20 protein-coding genes and 1 pseudogene are annotated in these 21,661 nt (G+C 67.0%); 9 read left to right on the top strand and 12 right to left on the bottom strand.

Going from position 1 to position 21,661, the window contains the following annotated elements; all coding sequences use genetic code 11:
* Positions 1–4: 4 nt before the first annotated feature.
* From ACRQ5J_RS04495 to ACRQ5J_RS04475, 5 genes and pseudogenes are all read right to left on the bottom strand, one after another.
* Positions 5–415, bottom strand: coding sequence for a c-type cytochrome (locus ACRQ5J_RS04495; protein ID WP_432381360.1), 411 nt, complete (start codon positions 413–415; stop codon positions 5–7).
* On the bottom strand, positions 412–2,013 hold the full coding sequence (locus tag ACRQ5J_RS04490; protein WP_432381358.1) for a flavin monoamine oxidase family protein: 1,602 nt from the start codon (positions 2,011–2,013) through the stop codon (positions 412–414). The genes ACRQ5J_RS04495 and ACRQ5J_RS04490 overlap by 4 nt, the downstream gene beginning before the upstream one ends.
* Before the next feature lie 196 nt (positions 2,014–2,209).
* On the bottom strand, positions 2,210–4,045 hold the full coding sequence (locus ACRQ5J_RS04485) for a Mu transposase C-terminal domain-containing protein (RefSeq protein WP_432381356.1): 1,836 nt from the start codon (positions 4,043–4,045) through the stop codon (positions 2,210–2,212).
* The gene (locus ACRQ5J_RS04480; protein ID WP_432381354.1) at positions 4,045–4,167 is read right to left on the bottom strand and encodes a hypothetical protein; all 123 of its coding nucleotides are present in this window, start codon (positions 4,165–4,167) and stop codon (positions 4,045–4,047) included. Before ACRQ5J_RS04480 ends, ACRQ5J_RS04485 begins: the two co-directional genes overlap by 1 nt.
* 174 nt (positions 4,168–4,341) lie before the next feature.
* Positions 4,342–6,506 (bottom strand): annotated as a pseudogene (locus ACRQ5J_RS04475) (DEAD/DEAH box helicase).
* A gap of 168 nt (positions 6,507–6,674) precedes the next feature.
* Here ACRQ5J_RS04475 and ACRQ5J_RS04470 point away from each other — a divergent pair.
* Positions 6,675–7,661, top strand: coding sequence for an alpha/beta fold hydrolase (locus ACRQ5J_RS04470; RefSeq protein WP_432381352.1), 987 nt, complete (start codon positions 6,675–6,677; stop codon positions 7,659–7,661).
* Positions 7,662–7,764: 103 nt separating this feature from the next.
* Here ACRQ5J_RS04470 and ACRQ5J_RS04465 read toward each other — a convergent pair whose 3' ends face one another.
* Entirely contained in the window at positions 7,765–8,016 is a 252-nt protein-coding gene (locus ACRQ5J_RS04465) for a hypothetical protein (RefSeq protein ID WP_432381350.1), read from the bottom strand.
* Between the two features lie 44 nt (positions 8,017–8,060).
* Positions 8,061–8,321: a hypothetical protein gene (locus tag ACRQ5J_RS04460; protein ID WP_432381348.1), complete on the bottom strand. Its 261-nt coding sequence runs from the start codon at positions 8,319–8,321 to the stop codon at positions 8,061–8,063.
* 191 nt (positions 8,322–8,512) lie between these two features.
* Between ACRQ5J_RS04460 and ACRQ5J_RS04455 the strand changes: the two genes are divergently transcribed.
* Entirely contained in the window at positions 8,513–10,120 is a 1,608-nt protein-coding gene (locus ACRQ5J_RS04455) for a M28 family peptidase (RefSeq protein WP_432381346.1), read from the top strand.
* Positions 10,121–10,424: 304 nt separating this feature from the next.
* Here ACRQ5J_RS04455 and ACRQ5J_RS04450 read toward each other — a convergent pair whose 3' ends face one another.
* The gene (locus ACRQ5J_RS04450) at positions 10,425–11,378 is read right to left on the bottom strand and encodes a hypothetical protein (RefSeq protein ID WP_432381345.1); all 954 of its coding nucleotides are present in this window, start codon (positions 11,376–11,378) and stop codon (positions 10,425–10,427) included.
* A gap of 104 nt (positions 11,379–11,482) precedes the next feature.
* On the opposite strand from ACRQ5J_RS04450, the gene ACRQ5J_RS04445 reads away from it, so the two are divergent.
* The 4 genes from ACRQ5J_RS04445 to ACRQ5J_RS04430 all read left to right on the top strand — a co-directional run bounded on the left by ACRQ5J_RS04445 (position 11,483) and on the right by ACRQ5J_RS04430 (position 14,696).
* Positions 11,483–12,934: a DUF6701 domain-containing protein gene (locus ACRQ5J_RS04445; RefSeq protein ID WP_432381343.1), complete on the top strand. Its 1,452-nt coding sequence runs from the start codon at positions 11,483–11,485 to the stop codon at positions 12,932–12,934.
* A complete protein-coding gene (locus ACRQ5J_RS04440) occupies positions 12,850–13,473 on the top strand; it encodes a DUF6701 domain-containing protein (RefSeq protein ID WP_432383584.1) in 624 nt (207 codons plus the stop codon). Before ACRQ5J_RS04445 ends, ACRQ5J_RS04440 begins: the two co-directional genes overlap by 85 nt.
* Before the next feature lie 67 nt (positions 13,474–13,540).
* Complete coding sequence (locus tag ACRQ5J_RS04435; protein WP_432381341.1) at positions 13,541–14,242, top strand: dienelactone hydrolase family protein; 702 nt, start codon at positions 13,541–13,543, stop codon at positions 14,240–14,242.
* Between the two features lie 10 nt (positions 14,243–14,252).
* On the top strand, positions 14,253–14,696 hold the full coding sequence (locus ACRQ5J_RS04430) for a thioesterase family protein (protein WP_432381339.1): 444 nt from the start codon (positions 14,253–14,255) through the stop codon (positions 14,694–14,696).
* 146 nt (positions 14,697–14,842) lie between these two features.
* On the opposite strand, the gene ACRQ5J_RS04425 is transcribed toward ACRQ5J_RS04430, so the two are convergent.
* A complete protein-coding gene (locus ACRQ5J_RS04425; RefSeq protein ID WP_432381337.1) occupies positions 14,843–15,334 on the bottom strand; it encodes a DUF3016 domain-containing protein in 492 nt (163 codons plus the stop codon).
* Positions 15,335–15,547: 213 nt separating this feature from the next.
* Between ACRQ5J_RS04425 and ACRQ5J_RS04420 the strand changes: the two genes are divergently transcribed.
* The 3 genes from ACRQ5J_RS04420 (at position 15,548) to ACRQ5J_RS04410 (ending at position 18,249) form a co-directional block, all read left to right on the top strand.
* Complete coding sequence (locus ACRQ5J_RS04420; protein ID WP_432381335.1) at positions 15,548–17,470, top strand: PhoX family protein; 1,923 nt, start codon at positions 15,548–15,550, stop codon at positions 17,468–17,470.
* 120 nt (positions 17,471–17,590) lie between these two features.
* A complete protein-coding gene (locus tag ACRQ5J_RS04415) occupies positions 17,591–18,049 on the top strand; it encodes a carboxymuconolactone decarboxylase family protein (protein WP_432381333.1) in 459 nt (152 codons plus the stop codon).
* On the top strand, positions 17,935–18,249 hold the full coding sequence (locus ACRQ5J_RS04410; RefSeq protein ID WP_432383583.1) for a MerR family transcriptional regulator: 315 nt from the start codon (positions 17,935–17,937) through the stop codon (positions 18,247–18,249). The genes ACRQ5J_RS04415 and ACRQ5J_RS04410 overlap by 115 nt, the downstream gene beginning before the upstream one ends.
* A 4-nt stretch (positions 18,250–18,253) precedes the next feature.
* Here the strand turns inward: ACRQ5J_RS04410 and ACRQ5J_RS04405 are convergent, their stop codons facing one another.
* The 3 genes from ACRQ5J_RS04405 to ACRQ5J_RS04395 form a co-directional block, all read right to left on the bottom strand.
* Positions 18,254–19,690, bottom strand: a complete 1,437-nt coding sequence (locus tag ACRQ5J_RS04405) for a serine hydrolase (RefSeq protein ID WP_432381331.1) — start codon at positions 19,688–19,690, stop codon at positions 18,254–18,256.
* Positions 19,691–19,719: 29 nt separating this feature from the next.
* A complete protein-coding gene (locus tag ACRQ5J_RS04400) occupies positions 19,720–20,169 on the bottom strand; it encodes a nuclear transport factor 2 family protein (RefSeq protein ID WP_432381329.1) in 450 nt (149 codons plus the stop codon).
* Positions 20,170–20,436: 267 nt separating this feature from the next.
* Positions 20,437–21,621 (bottom strand): MFS transporter, encoded by a 1,185-nt coding sequence (locus ACRQ5J_RS04395; protein ID WP_432381327.1) that lies wholly within the window; start codon positions 21,619–21,621, stop codon positions 20,437–20,439.
* Between the last annotated feature and the right edge of the window lie 40 nt (positions 21,622–21,661).

The raw sequence follows: 21,661 nt of genomic DNA, 5'->3' as shown, positions 1-21,661 counted from the left end.
TCTCTCAGTGTTTGTTGGACATCACGGCACTACCAAACGGCTCCACGCCCAGCGCGGCGCGCAGCGCGCCGACCTCGGCCTCGCTCAGGCCGGCGGCCCGGTTGCCGAAATTGGCGCGCACAAAGGTCAGCACGGCGGCGATCTCGCGGTCGCTCAGCGACTCGCTGAAATCGGGCATGCCGCCGCGCCCCTTCAGCAGCACGCCGGCCACCTCGCTGCCCTGGCCCTGCACGAAGCGGCTCTCGGCCAGCGCCGGAAAGGCGCCGGGAATGCCCTTGGCGCTGGGCTGGTGGCAGGCCGCGCAATTTTTCAGGAACAGCGACTTGCCGTCGCCGCCCTCCTGCGCCAGCGCCGTCGCGCAGGCGCTGGCGGCCAGCATCGCCGCCAGCGCGGCCTGGATCACAACGTGCTTCATGCGGCGGCCCTTTCATGGATTTTGGCGATCTGCTGCCACGCCGATTCGATGGCGCCGGCCTGCCAGCCGGTCAGGTAGCTCAGGTGCTCGCCGGCCAGCAGCACGCGGCCCTCGCCCTCGAGCAGCGTCGGATAGGCGGCGGCGCGGGTCTTGCCGGTCCACTCGGCCCAGCCGCCCAGGTTGTACTGCACGCGGTGCCAGGCCACCGAGAACGCCGTCTCGAAGTTGTCCGCGTACTGCGGAAAGATCTTCTGCCCGGCCGCCACCGCGAACTGCGCGCGCTCGCGCGGCGACAGCGCGCTGATCTCGACCGCCTGCGCCTGGTACTGGTAATAGCCGAGCAGCACGCCCTTGCGCTGCTGGAAGCCGTAGGACGGCATGGAAATGGTGTTGATGCCTTTCAGGTCGGTCATATTGTGGCCGCCGTAGATATGGTCGTCCTCCTCCCAGAAGCGGCGCTTCATCTGCAGTCCGATCTTGCCGACCGGCGCATAGGCGACGGTGGCGATGGCCTGCTTGAACTTGTCGGAGAAATCGGTATCGATCTGGCGCAGCACCGACAGCGGAATGGTGCACAGGCAGAAATCCGCGCTGGCCGAATTCAGCTTGCCGCTGGCGGTGTCCTTCCACGTCACGGTCACGCGCTGGTCGTCGTGGCGCAGCGTCTGCACCTCGGCCTGGTAGCGGATATGGCGGCCGACGCGCTGCGCGAACGCTTTGGCGATGGCGTCCATGCCGCCGACCGGCTGGAACATGGTGGCCTGCATCGGGAAGTCCTGCACCGCGCTGTAGACCGCGCCCAGCTTCGACGCCAGCAGGTCGCTGAAGCCCAGCGGGTCGGACGGCGTGCCCGGATTGAGGCCGGCGCCCGGATTGACCGCCCAGCCGCGGCCGCTGCGGCCCTTGTACTGCAGGTCGCCGGCCGACAGCGCGCCCTCGTGCTGCAAATAGTCCAGCAGCAGGCGCTGGTCGACGGCGCTCAGTTGCTGGTCGAGCTGGTGGTTCTTGACCGACTTGGCCAGCAGCTCGGCCACGTGGCCGCGCATATCGGCCTTGACCTCCTTGATGCGCACGCGCTTGCCGGCCAGCGGCCCGGCGTTTTCCGAATAGGCCCAGGCGTGGTCGTTCTCGTTGATCATCACCTCCAGCGGCACGCCGAACGCGCGGGTGTAGTGCAGCGTCGACTGGTGATGCAGCGGAATGCGCCACGGCCCGTGGTTGATGTAGTGGCCGTCGTCGAAGGCGCAGGTCTGCCGCTCGCCGCCCAACTCGGTCAGGCTGAAGCCCTTGCGCGCGGTCTGGCAGCGGCCGCCGGCAAACGGGCGCGCCTCCAGCACCTGCACCTTGTAGCCGAGCTTGGCCAGCTCGTAGGCGGCGGTCAGGCCGGCCAGGCCGGCGCCGAGGATCAGCACCGTCCTGCCCTTGCCGCTGCCTTGCAGCGCCGGCGGCGCCGAGGCGGTCGAGGCGATGCCCATGCCCCAGGCGTTCATGGTCGTCAACAGCAACCCGGTGCCGCCGACGGCGGCCGCCCGGTACAGAAAATCCCTTCTCGACAATGCGCTAAACGATGTAAACGGTTTTACTGTTTTACTAGCCATCTGTTTCCTCACCAGTCTGCTGAAAGATCCGTGGGCGACTTGCGATCCCATAGTTCCTCTTTAGCAAACGGCGTGCCACAGCGTGGTCAAAAAATAAACCTGTTTCGCACCGGCCGCGCCGGGCCAGAAAACGAGCTAAACGATATAAAACAATGTCCGGACTTTATTTGCGCGGCCGTCGCGGGCCGCGCACCAATCAGAGGCGCTGCACCGTGCCGGCCAGCTGGCAGGCGTAGAACGCCATCGGCGTGGCCGGGTCCAGCAGGTAGACGGTGTCCATGCTGGCCGGATCGTAGGCCACCTTGACGCTCCAGCTGCCGCGCAGGCGCGCGCGCTCGTGCCAGCGTTCATGCACGGCGCGCTCGCAGGTGTAGACGCTGCCGTTGAGGGCGATGCCGTCGACCGTCACGCTGGCCTGGGTCACCGGCATCAGGCTGCAGCGGATCAGCTGTTCCGGATACACCTTCAAGCCGCCGCCGCGATGCTGCACGCCCCAGTCCCACAGGCGGCGCGGCGTGGCGCCGCCGGCGTGGGCCAGCGCCTGGCGGTTGTTGTAATACAGGATGCAATCGATCACCAGCCGCGTGAACTGGCCGATATCGAGCACGCCGTCGAGCCGGCTCGGCTCGCCCACGGACGCCGGCGGCAGCAGCCGGCAGCGCTTTTCCAGCACGGCGCGCCAGTCGCCGGGGCCGTCGTCGACCGCCAGGCAGCGCAGGTTGAAATTATTCAGCAGCGTCTCGCCGCTCCAGCCCAGCGTCAGCGCGGTGTTGACGAACAGCGTCTCGGGCAGATGGCGGCAGGGCCACTGCTCGGCCTCGATGCGGCGGCCGTGGCGGTCGGCGTAGGCCTGCTTGTCGGCGCCGCAATGGGCCAGCGCCAGCAGCGCGTGCGGCCACTGCGGCTCGCCCATGCCCACGTACAGGCCGCACACCATGCGGCTGAAAGTGTCCATCACCACGTAGACCAGCGGCCGGCCGACCACCTGGGCGCGGTCGGCGCGCGACACCAGCCGCAGCTCGGCGCGCACGGCGTCCAGGTAAAAGCCGGAGCCGGGGCGGCCGGGCGGCAGCAGGGCCGGCGCCGCCTGCTGCGCGTGCAGCGGCGCCGCAGTGAAGAACGGCGGCTGCGAGGCCGTGGAGAATGGCGGCGGCGCTGGCGAGGCCGTGGAAAACGGCGGCGGCGCCGGCGCGACGCGGGCCGCCGGCGCGACATGGCCCGGCGACGCGGCATGGCCCGGCGACGTGGACGACGGCCGGCGCGCCACCTCCGGCGGGCGGTCGTCGTCGTGATCGAGCCAGTAATTGAACTGGCCGAAGCTCGGCACCGCCACCGCGCCGCCGGCCGCCACCGTCACGCGGCCGGCGGCGTCGATGCTGCGGGCGACAAAAAAATCGTCCAGCATCTGCTGGTAGGCGCCCAGCCGCGAAAACTTCCCATGCGCGGCCGCGTAGTTGCCGATGGCGACGCGGAACACACGGCGGATCTCCTCGTCCGCATTGACGCCGCCGTCCGCGTCGCCGTTCTTGCGCGGACGGCCGCGCTTGACGCCGGCCGAAGCCTGGCGCACCTTGCCGCGCCCGCCGGAATTGGCGTAGTCCGGCAGCAGCGCGTTGGGCGTCTGCCCGCGCTGCCAGTAGCGGCGCAGGTAGCGGTAAATGGTGGGGTGCGACACGCCGTGCCGGGCGGTGGCCTCGGCCACCATCTGGCCGCGCTGGCGCGCCTCGTAGATGGCCGGCTCCTGCGCCACCAGCGCCTCGATCACCGCCCACGCGCGGGCGCGCAGTTGCAGGTGCTTGGCCGGCAGCAGCGCCTGGCTGACCACCATCAGATAGGGATCGGCCGGCAGCACGCGGGCGCGGCCGGTCTGGAGGTCGGCGTGCAGCGCCGACAGCTGGAGCATCTCGACCTCCGCCGACAGCGCCGCCACGTCGAACACATAGGCGTAGCGCTGCTCGGGCGAGATCCAGAGGATGCGGACGGTGCGCGGCGACGGTTGCGTGTAGTGCAGCAGGTCGTTGCGCAGCAGCATCAGCGCTCCCGGCCCGGCAAGACGCGGGTGTTGAACGGTCGGCGGTCGACGTGGATCGAATGCAGCAATTGCGGCTTGATCAGATCGACAAAAGCCCCCCACAGTGTGCGCAATACGGTCATGGCATGCTCCCTCGCTAAACGATGATGCTGTCACATATGCAATAAGCGGGCCAGCCCGCCGCGCCCAGCGAAACGGGGCTGGCTGGCAGGTCGCAAGCCTTGTTTTGGTGCAGCGCAGCACCGGCGTGGGGAAACAAAACGGGGCCTTGCGGCCCCGTGGTGATCAAGCGACGATCAATACTTCTTCTTCGGCTTGGCGCCGGGCGCCGGCTTCTTCGGCGGCGTGTGCTTGGCCGACTCCGGCGGCATGCGGTCGATCTGGCTGATCTTCAGCTGGGCGCCGCCGACCCACACCTTGCCCAGGCTGCGGAACATGTCTTCCGGCATGCCGTCCGGCAGTTCCAGCATCGAATGGTCATCGAAAATCTCGATACGGCCGATGTACTTGGCTTCCAGCCCGGTCTCGTTGGCGATGGCGCCGACGATGTTGGCCGGGGTGATCTCGTTGGCGCGGCCGACCTCGACGCGGAAGGCGCTCATCGGCACCGCCAGCTTGCCGACCTTTTCCTTTTCTTCCTGGCCGGGGCCTCCTCGGCCTCTTCGGCGGCGGCGCGCACGGTGCGCTCCAGCGGCGAGCCGGCCGGTTTCTCGGCGCGGGCCGGCTTGGCGGCGGCCGGCGCCGGCGCGGGCGCGCCCTCGCCGTCGACGCTGATGCGCAGCGCCTGGCCGGCCACGCGGATGCCGGCCATCAGCTCCAGCGCCTCGCGGCTCAGCGTGTCAGGCATGTCGAGCACGGTGAAGTCGTCGAAAATCTCGATGCGGCCGATATTCTTCGAATCGATGCCGCCCTCGTTGGCGATGGCGCCGACGATATTGCCCGGCTTGACGCCGTGCTGGTAGCCGACCTCGATGCGGTAGGTGCGCATGCCCGGCTCGGACTCGCGCGGCACGCGCTCCTTCTTGCCAAAGCGCTCGCCGCGGTCCGGGCGCTCGGCGCGCTCGAAGCGCTCGCCGCGCTCCGGACGGTCGAAGCCGGCGCGCGCCGGACGCTCTTCCCACTGGGTCTGCTGTTTCTTGTCGAGCAGCAGCGGCACGTCGCCGCGCGCCAGCTTGGCCAGCGCGGCGGCGATTTCCAGCGCCGGCACATTGTGTTCCTGCTCGAAGTCCTCGATCAGCGACTGGAACTGTTCCAGCCCGCCCTCGGCCAGTGTATCGGTGATCTGCTGCTTGAAGCGGGCGATGCGCACATCGTTGACCGCCTGGATGGTTGGCAGCTCCAGCTGGCCGATCGGCTGGCGCGTGGCGCGCTCGATCATCTTCAGCAAGCCCTTTTCGCGCGGCGTGATGAACAGGATCGCCTCGCCGCTGCGGCCGGCGCGGCCGGTGCGGCCGATGCGGTGGGTATAGCTTTCCGGATCGTGCGGCACGTCGTAGTTGACCACGTGCGAGATGCGCTCGACGTCAAGGCCGCGGGCGGCGACGTCGGTGGCCACCAGGATGTCGATCTTGCCGTCCTTGAGCATCTGCACGGTGCGCTCGCGCTGCGCCTGCTGGATGTCGCCGTTGATGGCGGCGGCCGAGAAGCCGCGCGCCTGCAGCTTCTGCGCCAGCTCCTCGGTGCCCAGCTTGGTGCGCGAGAAGATGATCATGCCGTCGAAGTTCTCGGCCTCCAGGATGCGCGTCAGCGCGTCCAGCTTGTGCATGCCCGACACCAGCCAGTAGCGCTGACGGATGTTCTCGTTGGTGCCGGTCTTGGCCGCAACCGTCACCTCCTTCGGCTGGTGCAGATAGGTGTTGGCGATGCGGCGGATGGCCGACGGCATGGTGGCCGAGAACAGCGCGGTCTGGCGCGACTCCGGCGTCTCCTGCAGGATGCGCTCGACGTCGTCGATAAAGCCCATGCGCAGCATCTCGTCGGCCTCGTCCAGCACCAGCGTTTTCAGCTTCGACAGGTCGAGCGAGCCTTTATCGAGGTGATCGATGACGCGGCCCGGCGTGCCGACCACGACGTGCACGCCGCGACGCAGCGCCGACAGCTGCGGGCCGTAGCTCTGGCCGCCGTAGATCGGCAGCACGTGGAAGCCCGGAATGTGCTTGGCGTAGGTCTGGAACGCCTCGGCGACCTGGATCGCCAGCTCGCGCGTCGGCGCCAGCACCAGCGCCTGCGGCGCCGTCTGTTTGACATCGATGCGCGCCAGCACCGGCAGCGCGAAGGCGGCGGTCTTGCCGGTGCCGGTCTGGGCCTGGCCGAGCACGTCCTTGCCGTCGAGCAGCAATGGAATGGTGGCGGCCTGGATCGGCGACGGGGATTCGTAACCGACGTCGTCCAGCGCTTTCAGCAGCGGCGCGCCGAGATCGAGGTCAGCAAACAAGGTAATAGGGGAAGTTGGGGCAGACATGGCGTCACTCAAAAAAATTGTTCGTATCGCCGAATTGCGAAAGAAATTTGTGCGTAGTTTACTCTGTCTGGGCGGAACTAGCGCTTTTTTACGCGAAATCACGCAGAAATGGCGCGCTTTTCGCGGAAAGCCTATAGTAAGGGTTTTACTTATCAGGAGTTTTTCCCGATGCGCATCCCGCTCTCCGCCGTCCTGCTGGCCGCCGCCGGCGCCGCCTCGGCCGCCCCCTACGGCCCCCAGCTGGAAGGTTTCCCCTACCCGCACAAGGTGCACAAATACAGCTTCACCTCGCAGGGCCGGGCGCTGGAAATGGCCTATATGGACGTGGCGCCGGCCGGCGCGGCCAACGGCAAGACTGCCGTGCTGCTGCACGGCAAGAACTTCTGCGGCGCCACGTGGGAGCAGACCATCACCGAACTGAGCAAGGCCGGCTACCGCGTGGTGGCGCCGGACCAGATCGGCTTTTGCGCCTCGTCCAAGCCGGAGCACTACCAGTACACCTTCCAGCAGCTGGCCGCCAACACCCACGGCCTGCTGCAGCAGATCGGCGTGCGCCAGGCGGTGCTGGTCGGCCACTCGACCGGCGGCATGCTGGCCACGCGCTACGCGCTGATGTATCCGGACGCGGTGGCCAGGCTGGTGATGGTCAACCCGATCGGGCTGGAGGACTGGAAGGCGCTGGGCGTGCCGTCGCAAAGCGTCGACCAGTGGTATGCGCGCGAGCTGAAGCTGTCGGCCGACAGCGTGCGCGCCTACGAGCGCGCCACCTACTACGGCGGCACGTGGAAGCCGGAATACGAAAAGTGGGTCGACATGCTGGCCGGCCTGAACAACGGTCCCGGCAAGCAGGTGGTGGCGTGGAATTCGGCGCTGATCTACGACATGATCTTCACCCAGCCGGTGGTATATGAATTCCCGCTGCTGAAGGTGCCGACGCTGCTGCTGATCGGCGACGCCGACACCACCGCCATCGGCAAGGACGTGGCGCCGCCGGAAGTGAAGGCGAAGATCGGCAACTACGCGCTGCTGGGCAAGCAGGCGGCCAAACAGATACCGCAGGCGCGGCTGGTGGAATTCAAGGGCATGGGGCACGCGCCGCAGATGGAAGACCCGGCGGTCTTCCACCGCGCGCTGCTGGAGGAGCTGAATCGCTGATGGTGTAGCACGCAAGGCAGGGAAGACGGCGTTGGACACCGTCTTCCTCTTGCGCCGCCCAGGCCCTGAGGGTCCGGGGCGGCACGTCAGGCGCGAGGCTTGATTACTTGCTGGCGGCTGGCGCGGCGGCCGCCGGGGCCGGGGCCGGAGTCGAAGCCGCTTCCGCGGCGCCGGCTTTTTCCTTCTTGTGGTGTTTCACTTTCTTGGCCGGCGCGCTGGCGGCCGGCGCGGCGGCGGCAGGGGCCGAAGCGGCTGGTGCAGCGGCGGCGGCGGCCGGCGCCGGGGCGGCGGGAGCCTGGGCGAAGGCAGCGGAAGCGAACAGGCCGGCGGTCAGGGCAGCGATTACTTTTTTCATGATTCAGTCCTCTTTAAATTAATTTATACGGTTTATATCGTTGCTTACTTGGCCGCCGGCGCAGCGGCTGGGGCTGGAGCTGGAGCTGGAGCAGGCGCTGGAGCAGCGGCTTCAGCGGCTTTGGATTCCTTGGTTTCCTTGTGCGCCGCGTGATGCGTTTTCTTCTTCCCGGCGGCTGGTTTCGCTTCGGTTTTTTCAGCCACTGCAGGCTTGGTTTCAGGCGTGGCAGGGGCGGTCGCAGGCGTTTGAGCGAATGCTGCGGTTGCGAACAGGCCGGCGATCAGAGAAGCGATTACTTTGGTCATGGTGTTTTCCTTTTCGGGGTTTCGGCATCGGGACAATTCCCGTGTCGCATGGTCAAAAAACGCCAGCCGCCACAGCCGGGTTGACGGCCATTACAAATCCTTACAATCGGCGCGCGCGCGCCGCCGGCGCTGCCACCGCGGTTTGGATATGCAGTAAGATGACCGCCTTCTGTACCCACTATGGAGTAAACATGCGTCTTCCAGTTCTCGCCCTCGCCGCCGGCCTCGCGCTGCAGGCCCACGCCCAGCAACCGGTGGTGGCCGAAGCGCCGCTGCGCGCCCACCTGTCGCTGCTGGCCGACGACCTGTTCGAGGGCCGCGGCACCGGCCAGCGCGGCGGCGACCTGACCGTGCGCTACCTGGAAACGCAGGCGGCCGTGCTGGGCCTCAAGCCGCTGGCCGACGGCAGCTACCGCCAGTTGGTGAAGGCCGAGGGCACCAAGCTGCTGCCGGGCAGCTTCGCCCGCTTCACCACCGACAGCGGCAAGATCCTGACGCCGGCCACCGGCGCCGACATCCTGTTCGGCACCATGGGCGGCAAGGAGAACCTCACCATCGACGCGCCGCTGGTGTTTGTCGGCTACGGCGCCGTGGCGCCGGAAGAACAGTGGGACGACTACAAGGGCGTCGACGTCAAGGGCAAGATCCTGGTGATGATGGTCAACGACCCGCAGCCGACCGCCGAGGAGCCGAACCGCTTCGCCGGCAAGGCCTACACCTACTACGGCCGCTGGATGTACAAATACGAAGAGGCGCTGCGCCAGGGCGCGGCCGGCGCGCTGCTGATCCACACCACGCCGTCGGCCTCCTACGCCTGGAGCGTGCCGGCCACCAGCTTCTCGCACGAGCGCTTCCACCTGGCCGGCAGCGGCAACCCGATCGAGGGCTGGCTGCAGGAAGAAACCGCGCGCGCGCTGTTCGCCGCCAGCGGCTTCGACCTCGACAAGCTGCGCGCCGACGCCGAGCGCCGCGACTTCCGCCCGGTCGACCTGAAGCTGAAGATGCACGCCGAGGTGAAGAGCAAGATCCGCCAGATCGAGCAGTACAACGTGGCCGGCATCGTGCCCGGCACCGATCCCAAGCTGAAGTCGGAAGCGGTGATCTACTCGGCGCACTGGGACCACCTGGGCATCGACGACAACAAGCAGGGCGACAATATCTGGAACGGCGCCATCGACAACGGCTCCGGCGTGGCCGCGCTGCTGGCCATGGCGCAGGAGGCGGTCAAGCACCCGGCCAAACGGGCCCAGGTGTTCCTGTGGACCGCCGGCGAGGAAACCGGCTTCCTCGGCAGCACCGCCTACATCCGCAACCCGGCCTGGCCGCTGGACAAGACCACCGCCGACCTGAACCTCGACTCGATGAACTTCGTCGGCGCCACGCGCGACATCGGCGTCGCCGGCGCCGAGCGCAGCAGCCTGTACGAGGCGGCCGGCGCGGTGGCCGGGCAAATGGGCCTGAAGCTGGCGCCGGCCATCCCCGACCTGTCGGGCGCCTACTTCCGCGCCGACCACTTCCCGTTCGCCAAGGCCGGCGTGCCGGCCTTCAACGTCGGCTCGGCGGTGTTCTCCGGCGACGGCCACTTCGACTTCGTCAAGGACCAGGAGCGCAACCGCGCGCGCCTGGTGGCCTTCAAGCAGGACTACCACCAGCCCAGCGACGAATACCACGCCGACTGGGACCTGTCGGGCATGGTGCAGCAGGCGCAGTTCACGCTCAACCTCGGCTACGCGGTGGCCAACGCGCCAAAAATGCAGACCTGGAAGGCCGGCGACGCCTTTTCCAAGGTCAAACGTTGAAAAACTGCCACACGGCAACAGGGATTAACCGCCTATAATTCAGGCAGTTATCCCTGAGAGGAATTCCCGTGTGGCTTAATGTTTTGACCATGTTGCAACGCGGCGCCTGGGCCGCCGCCCTGCTGCTGGCCTGGGCCGGCAGCGCCGCCGCCGCCAGCCTCAGCTTCAATGGCGGCGCCGTCGCCAATTGCACGCGCAACAACAGCACCTACACCTGCTCCAGCATCGCGCTGGCCAACTACGACGACATCGCCGTCATCGCCAGCGGCTACACGGTGATCGTCAGCAGCAGCTTCGCGCCCGGCTACAACCAGGGGCTGACGATGAGCGGCAGCGCCGCGCTGCAGACCACCGGCAACGCCAATGTCGACCTGTCGGGCTCCAACAACATCAACATCAGCGGCGGCAGCTTCACTATCGGCGGCAACTTCAAGCTCGGCGCCGGCACGCAAAGCATCACCGCCAGCGTGACGGCCGCCAGCATCACCACCGCCGGCGCCGCGACCACCATCACCGGCGCCGTCAGCGCCAGCGGCGCGATCAGCTTCGGCTCCAACACCACCATCAACGGCGCGGTCAGCGCGGCCAGCATCAGCACCGGCTCTTCCACCACCATCAACGGCGCGCTGACCGTCAACGGCGTGGCCGACCTCGGGTCGTCGATCAAGATCAGCGGCAACCTCACGGCCGGCTCGGTCAAGACCGACTCGCCGGGCAGCATCGGCGGCAACATCACCGCCGGCACCACCATCGCGCTCGGCTCGGGGCTGACGGTCGGCGGCAGCATCAGCGGCACCACCATCACCTCGACCTCGCCGGTCACGCTGAACGGCCCGGTCACCGCCAGCGTCTCCTTCCAGCTGGCCTCGGGCAGCACGGTCAATGCCAACATCAATGCGCCCAAGGTGACGCTGGACGCCTCCAGCTCCACCGTCAAGGGCAACATCACCACCAGCGGCGCGCTCGATATCGGCAGCGGCAATACCGTCACCGGCACCGTCAACGCCGGCTCGCTGGTCATGCGCGCCTCGGGCGCGGTAATCAACGGCACCACCACCATCAACGGCGACGTCGAGCTGCAATCGGGCTCCACCATCAACGGCAACCTGAGCGCCAAAAACGTCACCACCCGCGCCAGCAACGCCGTCATCAACGGCAACGCGGCGGTCAACGCCATCTTCATCGACTGGGGCAACAGCGTCAGCCAGACCATCACCTGCACCGGCCCCGGCGCCGTGCTGTGCAGCTGCGTCACCAAGGCCGATCCCAACTACCAGCCGCGCTGCGGCGCCGCCGGCGGCCGGCGCCCACCACACCCAGATCACCCACAGCGGCCTGGCGCTGACCTGCCAGCCGCAGACGGTGCAGCTCAAGGCCTGCGCCGACGCCAGCTGCAGCAGCACCTACACCGGCGCCACCACCGTGACGCTGGCGCCGGGCGGCGCCAGCGTCACCTTCAACGGCACCGGCAGCGGCAGCGTCAGCCAGGCCGAGGCCACGCCGTCCGGCGGCGCCGGCACGCTGCTGTCGGCCGTCAGCGGCGCCATCGGCAACGCCAACGTCTGCATCAACGCCAACAACGCCAGCACGCCGTGCAATATGATCTTCCGCGACAACGGCCTGGTGCTGAGCGCGCCCGACCACGTGTCGATGAAGCCCGGCGTCAAGCTCAACATCCAGGCGCTGCAAACCTCGCCGCTGGGCAGCTGCGTGCCGCTGGTGAAAAACGCCAGCGCCAAGGTCCGGTTCAGCTGCGCCTACAAGAATCCGCTGCCGGCCAACGCCAGCAGCGAGCCGGTCAGGATTGGCGGCAGCGACGTCAGCTGCGGCGGCGCCGGCACCGACATCAACCTCGCTTTCGACAGCAACGGCCTGGCCACGCCATCGCTGCAATACGCCGAGGTCGGCCAGACCAGCATCAACGCCGCCTACACCAGCGGCAACCTCGGCGCCAGCGGCGCGGCGCAGTTCACCACCGCGCCGGCCACCATCAAGGTCGAGCCGGTCCGCCTGTCGGCGCTGCGCGCGGCGTTGCCGAACTTTTCCAGCACCGCCTTCGCGCGCGGCAGCGAGCCGTTCAAGATCAAGCTGACGGCGCTGAACGCCGCCGGCAATCCGACCAGGAACTTCGGCCGCGAATCGCCGGACGCGCAGACCTTCGCCGTGCCGACGCCGGTGCTGACCGACCCCACCGGCGGCAACAACCCGGTGGTGCAAGGCAGCTACAAGGGCATCGCCAACGGCGTGGCCGACGCCACCGACGACCAGTACGGCCCGTGGCGCTTCGACGAAACCGGCACGCTGGCGGTGACCGTCAAGCTGGCCAGCCGCAGCACCTATTATCTGGACAACAGCACCGAGGGCTTCAACCCGCAAACCAAGGTCGACCTGGTGTTCGCGCCCGACCATTTCGACGTCACGCTGGGCGACGCCTTGCCGATGAGCTGCGCGCTGGTCGGCGGCATGAACAACCCCTGCAACCCGTACAACAGCGGCGGCAAGTTCCTGTACGCGCGCCAGCCGTTCGCGCTGGTGCTGAACGCCTACATCGGCGCCAAGGACAGCAAGGGCAATTACATCGCGCCGAAAAACTATGTCGGCGCCGCCGCGCGCGCCATCACGCTGCAGCCGGTCGGCGCCGGCGGCGGCGATCCGGCCACGCTGGGCGCGTTCAGCTGGAGCAAGGAAAAACCGGGGTCCAGCCGCGCTTTGCCTTCACCTATGACGACATCGCCAAGAAGACCGTCGGCACGCTGCTGGCCTCGGCCAACCTGCCCAGCTACGATTTCGCCGCCTGGCCGGGCGCGCCGCTGACGCTGTCGGTGCGCGCGGTCGACAGCGACCAGGCCAGCTCGCAGGGCTACGCCGAGCCGCTGCTGACGCTGGTGAGCGGCCGGATGGACATCGCCAACGTCAGCGGCCCGCTCAACGCCCGCGTGCCGGTGGCCGTCAAGGCGCAGTACTGGAACGGCAGCGCCTATGTGTTCAACTCGCAATTCCAGCTGGGCAAGACGCCGATGTATGCCACCGTCAACAGCGTCAAGGACTATTACATCCAGTTCAGCAACTGCCGCAACGGCCTCGACGTCAGCAGCGACCAGACGCGCCGCTGCCCGGCCGGCTCGGTGCTGAAACTGGCTGCGCCGGAAGAGCTATATTTCAACTACGGCGCCGGCCTGTTCTACCTGGCGCCGCCGAACCCGGCGCCGGGCCGCAACGGCGCCGCCGACGTCGTGCTGCGCAACGCCGGCAAGGAAGACTTGCTGCGCTACCTGCCGAGCGGCACCGGCACGGTGGTGTTCGGCGTCTACCGTTCCGGCCCGGTAATTTATTCGCGCGAGGTGTATAACTGAGCAGCGCTGCAAGCGCCGGCAAAACAGGTTACGATGGCCGCTTTCTGACCACCGCACAAGGACAACCATGGAAACCAATTCCCAGTGGATCGAGATTGACAGCGCCGACGGCAAGTTCGGCGCCTACCTGTCGCCGCCGCGCGGCGGCAAGGGCCCCGGCATTGTGCTGCTGCAGGAAATCTTCGGCGTCAACCAGCACATCCGCAACGTCGCCGACCAGTACGCGGCCGACGGCTACGTGGTGCTGGCGCCGGACCTGTTCTGGCGCGACGGCGCCCGCATCGAGCTGGGTTACGACGAGGCCGGCTGGAAACGCGCCGTCGAACTGATGAACGCCACCGACTTCGCCAAGGCACAGCAGGACATCGCCGCCACGCTGAAGGTGCTGCGCGGGCTGGACGCGGTCGGTGGCGCCAGGGTGGCCGCGCTCGGCTACTGCTTCGGCGGCCGCCTGTCCTACCACACGGCCGCCAACGGCCTGGTCGACGCCGCCATCGCCTACTACGGCGGCGGCATCCAGAACGCGCTGCAGCGCGCGCCGGAAATCAAGGTGCCGGTGCTGATGCACTTCGGCGCCCAGGACGACCACATCCCGACCGAGGCCGTGACCAGCATCGCCGAAGCGTTCGACAGCAACGAGCAGGTGGAAATCCATGTCTACGCCGGCGCCGAACACGGCTTCAACTGCAACCACCGCGCGTCCTACCATCAGCGCGCCGCCGCCGAGGCGCACGGCAACTCGCTGGTATTCCTCAGCGAACAGTTGTAAGGAGGGTCCGATGGCGCGCCTGAAGCTGGATTTTGCCGACGAGCTGTTCATCTTTTCGACCCAGCTGACGGTGCGCGTGACCGACATCAACGGCGCCAACCACCTCGGCAACGATTCGATGATCTCGATGATTTCCGAGGCGCGCGCGCGCTTTCTGTTCGAGTATGGCTTGCAGGAAACCGGCCCGGAGGGGCTGGGCATCATCGTCACCGACCTGGCCACCACCTACAAGGCCGAGGCGCACGCGCGCGACCAGCTGGTGTTCGAGGTGGGGGTGACGGATTTCAACCAGTATGGCGGCGACATCGTGTTCCGCATCAGCCGCCCGCGCGACGGCAAGCTGGTGGCGCTGGCCAAGTATGGCTTTGTTTTCTTCAACTACAAGACCAGCCAGGTGACGCCGATGCCGCCGGAGTTCCTGGCCAAGTTTCCGAAGGTGAACCGGCTGGACTGACCGCCCGTCACCCGCGCCCCCTCCCGTCACCCGCGCCCTTCCCCGTCACCCGCGCCCCTCCCCGTCATTCCCGCGCAGGCGGGAATCCATGCCGAGCTGGCTGCACCAGCGCCCCATGGGTTCCCGCCTGCGCGGGAACGACGGTGCTATTTCTGGGCCAGTTGCGGCACGATGGTTTTCTTGAACCAGTCGTCCAGCATCTGCTTCTCATAGCGCATCGGATCGTTGTCGAAATAGCCGGTGCGGCTCCACTGGTAGTTCATATTCGACAGCTGCTCCTCGCCGCTGCGCAACACCTGGCCGTTTTCCTCCAGCGTGTAGCGCAGGTGCACGCGCGGCCAGTCGGCGCCGCCGGTCATGACGCGGATATCGTCGCCGCTGCGGCGCGGATACAGGCGACCGGCCAGGTCGATGTCCAGCACCTCGATCTTCAGCGTCTGCCCCGGCGGCAGCTTCTTGTCCAGCGTGGCGAAATAGTCGCTGAAATCCTTCAGCGTGCGCTCGCGGTCGTATTCGCCGCGCGGCACATCGGTGAATTCCTCCGGCTTGACGTAGGTGACGCTCACCTGCGCCAGCGCGGCGCTCGACGCCAGCAGCGCGGCCAGCGCCGCCAGCACGGTCTTGCTCATCGGGCCCATGGGCTTCTCCTTCAAATGTTCTATTCAAACAATATAGCCCGTTTTTCCGGCCGGCGCGCGCGCTGAATAAGTTTGTTACCAATCGACGGCCCGCTTGTCACAGTCCTGTCATACCAGATCGCTAAGATTGCCGCCGTCGAAGCCCAGCCACTGCTTCGCATGATGCCAGCCAGGCACATGGAACGGCCATAATCACCAACAGGGTAATCCACCATGACCGAGCAACTTGACTCCTCCCGTCGCAGCCTTCTCAAATTCCTGTCCGGCGCACCGCTGCTGCCACTGGCCGGCGGCAGCGCCGCCGCCGCCCTGCTGTCGGCCTGCGGTGGCGGCGACAGCGCCAACGCGCCGGCCCAGCTGATGTCGGTGAGCTTCTCCGGCATGGCGGCGCCGACGCTGGCCGACGCGCCGAAAATGGCCACCACCACGGTCGCCTCGGCCATGCAGGCGCTGTACTCGGACGGCAGGACCGTGCCGTACAACCTGGCCTACCAGACCTTCTTCATCACCGGCGCGCAAGTGCCCAACGGCAGCGGCGGCACCATCCTGGCCGGCGGCTACTGGGACATCAACAACCAGCCCATCCTCGACAAGACCGACGCCAACTCGCGCCAGTTCTTCTCCGACTCGCCGGACGGCACCTCGCTGCTGAAACTGGCTGCGCCGACCGTCAGCGGCATCAAGGGCAACGCCGTGTTCGCCGTGGTGCAGTTTGAATACACGACCCGCAACGCCAAGGGCGATTCGGTGTACGGCATGCTGCCGTCGCCGATCGCCGTGCTGACGCTGGACCAGGACAAGACCACCGGCGCGCTGACGCTGGTCAAATACCACAACGTCGACACCAGCGCCGCCAACGGCCTGTGGATTACCTGCGGCGCCAGCCGTTCGCCATGGAACACCCACCTGTCGAGCGAAGAATACGAGCCGGACGCCAGCACCATCGCCAAGAACACCCAGTTCGCCAACTTCAGCCTCAACCTGTACGGCGACGCCACCAAGGCCAACCCCTACCACTACGGCCACCTGCCGGAAATCACCGTCAACCCGGACGGCACCGGCTCGTGCAAGAAGCACTACTGCCTGGGCCGCATCTCGCACGAGCTGGTGCAGGTGATGCCGGACGAGCGCACCACGCTGATGGGCGACGACGCCACCAACGGCGGCCTGTTCATGTTCATCGCCGACAAGGCGCGCGACCTGTCGAGCGGCACGCTGTACGTGGCCAAGTGGAACCAGAAGACTACTGACAACGGCGGCTCGGCCACCCTGAGCTGGATCAAGCTGGGCAGCGCCACCTCGGCCGAAATCAAGGCCCTGGCCGACCAGCTGAAAAACGCCGACATCATGGATGTGAAAACCGCCGACCCGGCCGACGCCAGCTACACCAAGATCCCGTTCAACGGCACCTACAACTGGATCAAGATCAAGCCGGGCATGGAAAAGGCCGCCGCCTTCCTGGAAACCCACCGCTACGCCGCGCTCAAGGGCGGCAGCATGGGCTTCACCAAGATGGAAGGCACGACCGTCAACGCCAAGGACAAGATCGCCTACTCGGCGATCGCCGCGATCGGCTCGGCCATGACCAACGGCTCGGGCGGCATCGCCATCAAGGGCCCGAGCGCCGGCGCCGTCTATGCGCTGAACATGAAGGGCGGCCAGAGCGACACCGCGGGTGCGGCGATGAACAGCGAATGGGTGCCGGTCGACATGGCCGCCGTGCCGGCGCTGACCAGCGAAGACCTGGCCACGCCGGACGCGCTGGGCAACAAGGCCAACGCCGACAAGGTCGCCAACCCGGACAACATCAAGTTCTCGGAAAAGCTGCGCACCCTGTTCGTCGGCGAGGACAGCAGCACCCACGTCAACAACTTCCTGTGGGCCTACAACGTCGACACCAAGGCGCTGACGCGCATCCTGTCGACGCCGTCGGGCGCCGAATCGACCGGTCTGCACGCGGTGGACGACATCAACGGCTTCGCCTACATCATGAGCAACTTCCAGCACCCGGGCGACTGGGAATCGGTGCACAGCAAGGTGCAGGCGACGCTCGACCCGCTGATCCGCGCCAACTACCGCGACCGCTACGGCGCGGCGGTCGGCTACATCACCGGCTTCCCGGCGCTGACCTTCTAAGTCCGTCCCGCCCTGAAAGCCCGCACGCAGCAGCCGCTGCCTGCGGGTTTTTTTCGCTTGACTTGGAGTGCACTCGAAGCCTTAGCCTGCGCACCTGACTAACCGCGAAGGAGTGCAACCTTGGGATTGAAACGTATCTTGCTATCAACCGGCTGGCTGGCCGCCAGCATCGTAGCGGCGGCTCCGACCACGGCCGCTACCACAGAGACCAGCGAACGACGCACGCGCGGCATGGCCGGCGTCGTCGCCATCACCGGCGAAGCCGGACGCAAGGTGGTGGACGGACTGGCGGACATCGCTCCGGCACTGGGCGACTGGATCATCGAGTTTGCCTACGGCGACGTGTTTCCCCGCCCCGCCCTGCCGCCCTGCACGCGCGAGCTGACCACGATCTCCGCCCTCACCGCGCCGGGCAACGCCCAGCCGCAACTCAAGGTGCATATCGAGGGCGCGCTCAATGTCGGCTGCAAGCCGGAAGAAATTGTGGAGGTCATCCTGCAAATGGCAGTCTACGCCGGCTTTCCGAGCGCACTGGCCTCACGGCCCACACGCTGCGCTATTACGAACGTATCGGCCTGATCGCCCCGGTTGGCCGTGGCAGCGGCGGACAGCGGCGCTACGCCCCGTCCGATCTGGAATGGATCGGTTTTCTGCTGCGCCTGCGCACCACGCACATGCCGGTTAGCCTGATGCAGGCGTTCGCCAAACTGCGCGCGGCAGGCGATGCCACCGCGCCCGCCCGGCGCGAAATGCTCGAAGCCCACATTGAACCGCAATAGCCCATCAGCGTTCGGGCGGATGATCAGGAACGGTGCGCCGCAGCTTTTCCAATGCTTCGGCCGCGTGGCGGTTGGCCGGATCGAGCGCCAGCACTTGGGCATAGCCGGCACGCGCGCCGTCGATATCGCCGGCCGCCAGTAAGGCCTCGGCCAGGCTGTCGTGCACATTCGGGCTGGCCGGATACGCCTGCGCATTCCAGCGCAGCACCTGCACCGCCGCAGCCACCTGCTGCTTGCGCAACAGGCTGTAGCCGAAGGCGTTCAAGGCCGCTTCGCTGACATCATAATCATCGCCAGCGCGCAGCCGGGCATACGCGGCACCCATGGCGTCCAGACCGTGCTTGTAGAGGACCGGCGTCAACGCATCGCTCAGGCTACGTTTGGGCAGCGCCACCGGCTTGCCATGGAGCTGGTCGGCGATGTCGCGCGCCATTGCCACCACCACTTGCCCGCGCCATGCATTGTCGAGAATGATGATGGTGACAGCGTCGGACAGAGAGCGCACCAGCATGCTCTGATAGCCCGGCACGCTGCCGGTGTGCGATACCACCGGCCGCGCCGGGCCACCCGCCACCGACCAGTCATCGACGTTCCAGCCGTAGCCATAGTGGTTGCCAAGGTCGGTCAACATCTGGCGCTGCGCCGCCGGTCCGAGCAGGCGGCCGTCGGCCAGCGCCCGGTCGAAGCGCAGCAGGTCGAGCGCCGTCGAATACACCCCGGCGGCGGCGTAGGACACGGATGGATCAATATACTGCGGCAACTCGCGCGTGCCGTCATCGGCCTGCACCGTGCCTTGCGCCAGCTTCGGCAGGATCGTCCGACCGTCGAACACGCCGCTGTGGTCCATGTCCGCCGGTTGCAGAATGTGCTGCCGCAGGTTGTCGGCATAGCTGTTGCCGGTGCTCGCCTCGATAATCAGGCCAAGCAGGAAATAGCCGTTGTTATTGTAGCGCCAGACACCCGGCGCGCTGGCCAGCTTTCCGGGTATCCACTCGCGGGCGAACTCCGTCGGCGTGTAGCGGCGCCGGGCGGCGCTGGTCCAGAACGGGTCGGTATAGCGCGGCGCCACATCAGCCAGGCCGGAGGTGTGTGCCAACAACTGCCGCACCGTGATGCGGCCGGCCTCGGTGCCCTTATATAATTCGGGCAGATACGCGTCGACGCTCTGGTCCAGGTCTATGCGGCCCAGTTCCGCCAGCCGCATCACCAGCGTCGCGGTCATCGGCTTGCTGAGCGATCCTACGCGGAACACCGCGTCCGTACCCATCGGCGTATTCCATCCCGCTTGCGCCAAGCCAAACGCTGCGTGATATAGCAGCTTGCCGTCGCGCGCAACCAGCACCACGCCGCTGAATCCGCGCCGCTCGGCGTAGGCAGACACCAATTGGTCCAGCGTAGCTGTGGCGGCCTGCGCACCGGCGCGCAGGGTGATGAGGACCATCCCGATCCCGACCAATAGCCTGCGCATGGCTACTTTTTCGCCGGACGGATGGCGGTGTACTGCGCCGACACCAGCAGCCATTGTTGATCGATCAGGCGGGCGGCATAGCCCGCGCGTAATGCGAAGCCACGCGGTGCGCCATCCTGGTTGATGGTGTAGGACAGCCGCGCCGAAATCAATGCCGTGTCGCCGGACCGGCGCACCACGGTTTCATCCACCTGCAACTGCGGCGCAGGCCGTTTCTGCTCCGGCGTGTAGAACGACAGCATTTTGGCGCGGCTATCGACCTCGCCCACCGGTGAAATCTCGACATAGTCCTCTGCGGTGACAGCCTTGAGTGTCGCCTGATCAAACGTGCTTTGCGCCTGTGCGTGGCGCTGCACCAGGGTGACCAGTTGACTCTCGTCGGGCGTCGCCTGGGCGGTGACGCAGACCAGCATGGCGCTGGCGGACAATATGTGGGCTAAGCGTGTTTTCATGCGTTTCCATCCAAAAAGCTCAACAATAGGATGTTCACGCGCCAGCTGAGCCGGTTTGCGATAGACCGTTAAAAATCCGGCCCAGAATGCGTATTCGGAGGCATGGAAACGACCGCGGCGCGGCGACCACCACCACAACCTTCGTCGTTCCCGCGAAGGCGGGAACCCATACGGCGTCGCGCGGCAAGCGAAGCATGGATTCCCGCCTGCGCGGGAATGACGAGGAGGGGAAAGGCCAGTTTGCCGGCTACCGGTGGCGGCGCCCGATCAGACCGCCGCGTCAGCGCAACCGCGCGCCGACGTGCTAGCCGACACCACCACCAGCACCAGCGCCAGCACCGTCAGTCCGGCCCCGGCGTACATCACGGCCGCATAGCCAAGGTTAGCGTTGAGCACCAGCGCGCCGGCCGCCGCGCCGATGGCGTTGCCGAGGTTGAAAGCCCCGATATTCACCGACGACGCCAGCCCCGGCGCCTCGGTAGCAGCGCGCATCACGCGCATCTGCACCGGCGGCACCAGCGCAAAGGCGGCGATGCCCCACAGCAGCAGGCCGGCGGCGGCGCCCAATTGCGTCTGCGCCAGCCACGGGAAGGCGATCATGGTCGCCGCCTCCAGCACCAGGAAGCCGACCAGCGTCTTGTCGATCGACCAGTCGGCCAGCTTGCCGCCGACCGCGTTACCGATCGTGAAGCCGATGCCGATCAGCGCCAGCATGGCGGTGATGAAGCCCGGCGAAGCATGCGTAAAAGTCTTCAGCGCCGGATTGATATAGGTATACAACGCAAACGTCGCGCCCGAGGCCAGCACCGTGGTCAGCAAGCCTTGCAACACCACCGGGCGCAGCAGCACTTTCAATTCCCTGCGCACATCCGGCGCGGCGCCGGCGCTGCCCTGCGGCAGGAACATCGCCAGCGCCGTCATCGCCAGCAGGCCCAGCGCGCTGATGGCGCCGAACGATTCGCGCCAGCCCAGCGTGTCGCTGACCCAGGTGGCGGCCGGCACGCCGCCGATGTTGGCGATGGTCAGGCCGAGGAACATGGTGGCCACCGCGCTGGCCTGCTTGTCGCGCGGCACCAGGCTGGCCGCCACCACCGAGCCGATGCCGAAGAAGGCGCCGTGCGTCAGGCTGGTGACGACGCGCGCCACCATCAGGCTGGCGTAGCCCGGCGCCAGCGCCGACAGGATATTGCCGATGGTGAAAATCGCCATCAGCGCGATCAAGGCCTTGCGGCGCGGCCAGCGCGCCAGCAGCAGGGTCATGACCGGCGCGCCGATGGTGACGCCGATCGCATACGCCGACACCAGCAGGCCAGCCGTCGGAATCGAGACGCTGACGCCCTGTGCAATCGTCAACAACATGCCCATCGGCCCGAATTCCGTGGTGCCGATACCGAATGCGCCTATCGCCAGTGCAAGCAGTGGCAGCGCGGAGGAGTGTGTGTGTTTATTCATAGTTGAAGCATTATGCCCCTGCCACTTTCCCGGATAAAGC

Origin of the sequence: Duganella sp. P38 (assembly GCF_050859475.1) — a bacterium.
Classification (GTDB): Bacteria; Pseudomonadota; Gammaproteobacteria; order Burkholderiales; family Burkholderiaceae_D; genus Rugamonas.
This window is presented reverse-complemented; position numbering and strand designations above follow the sequence as displayed.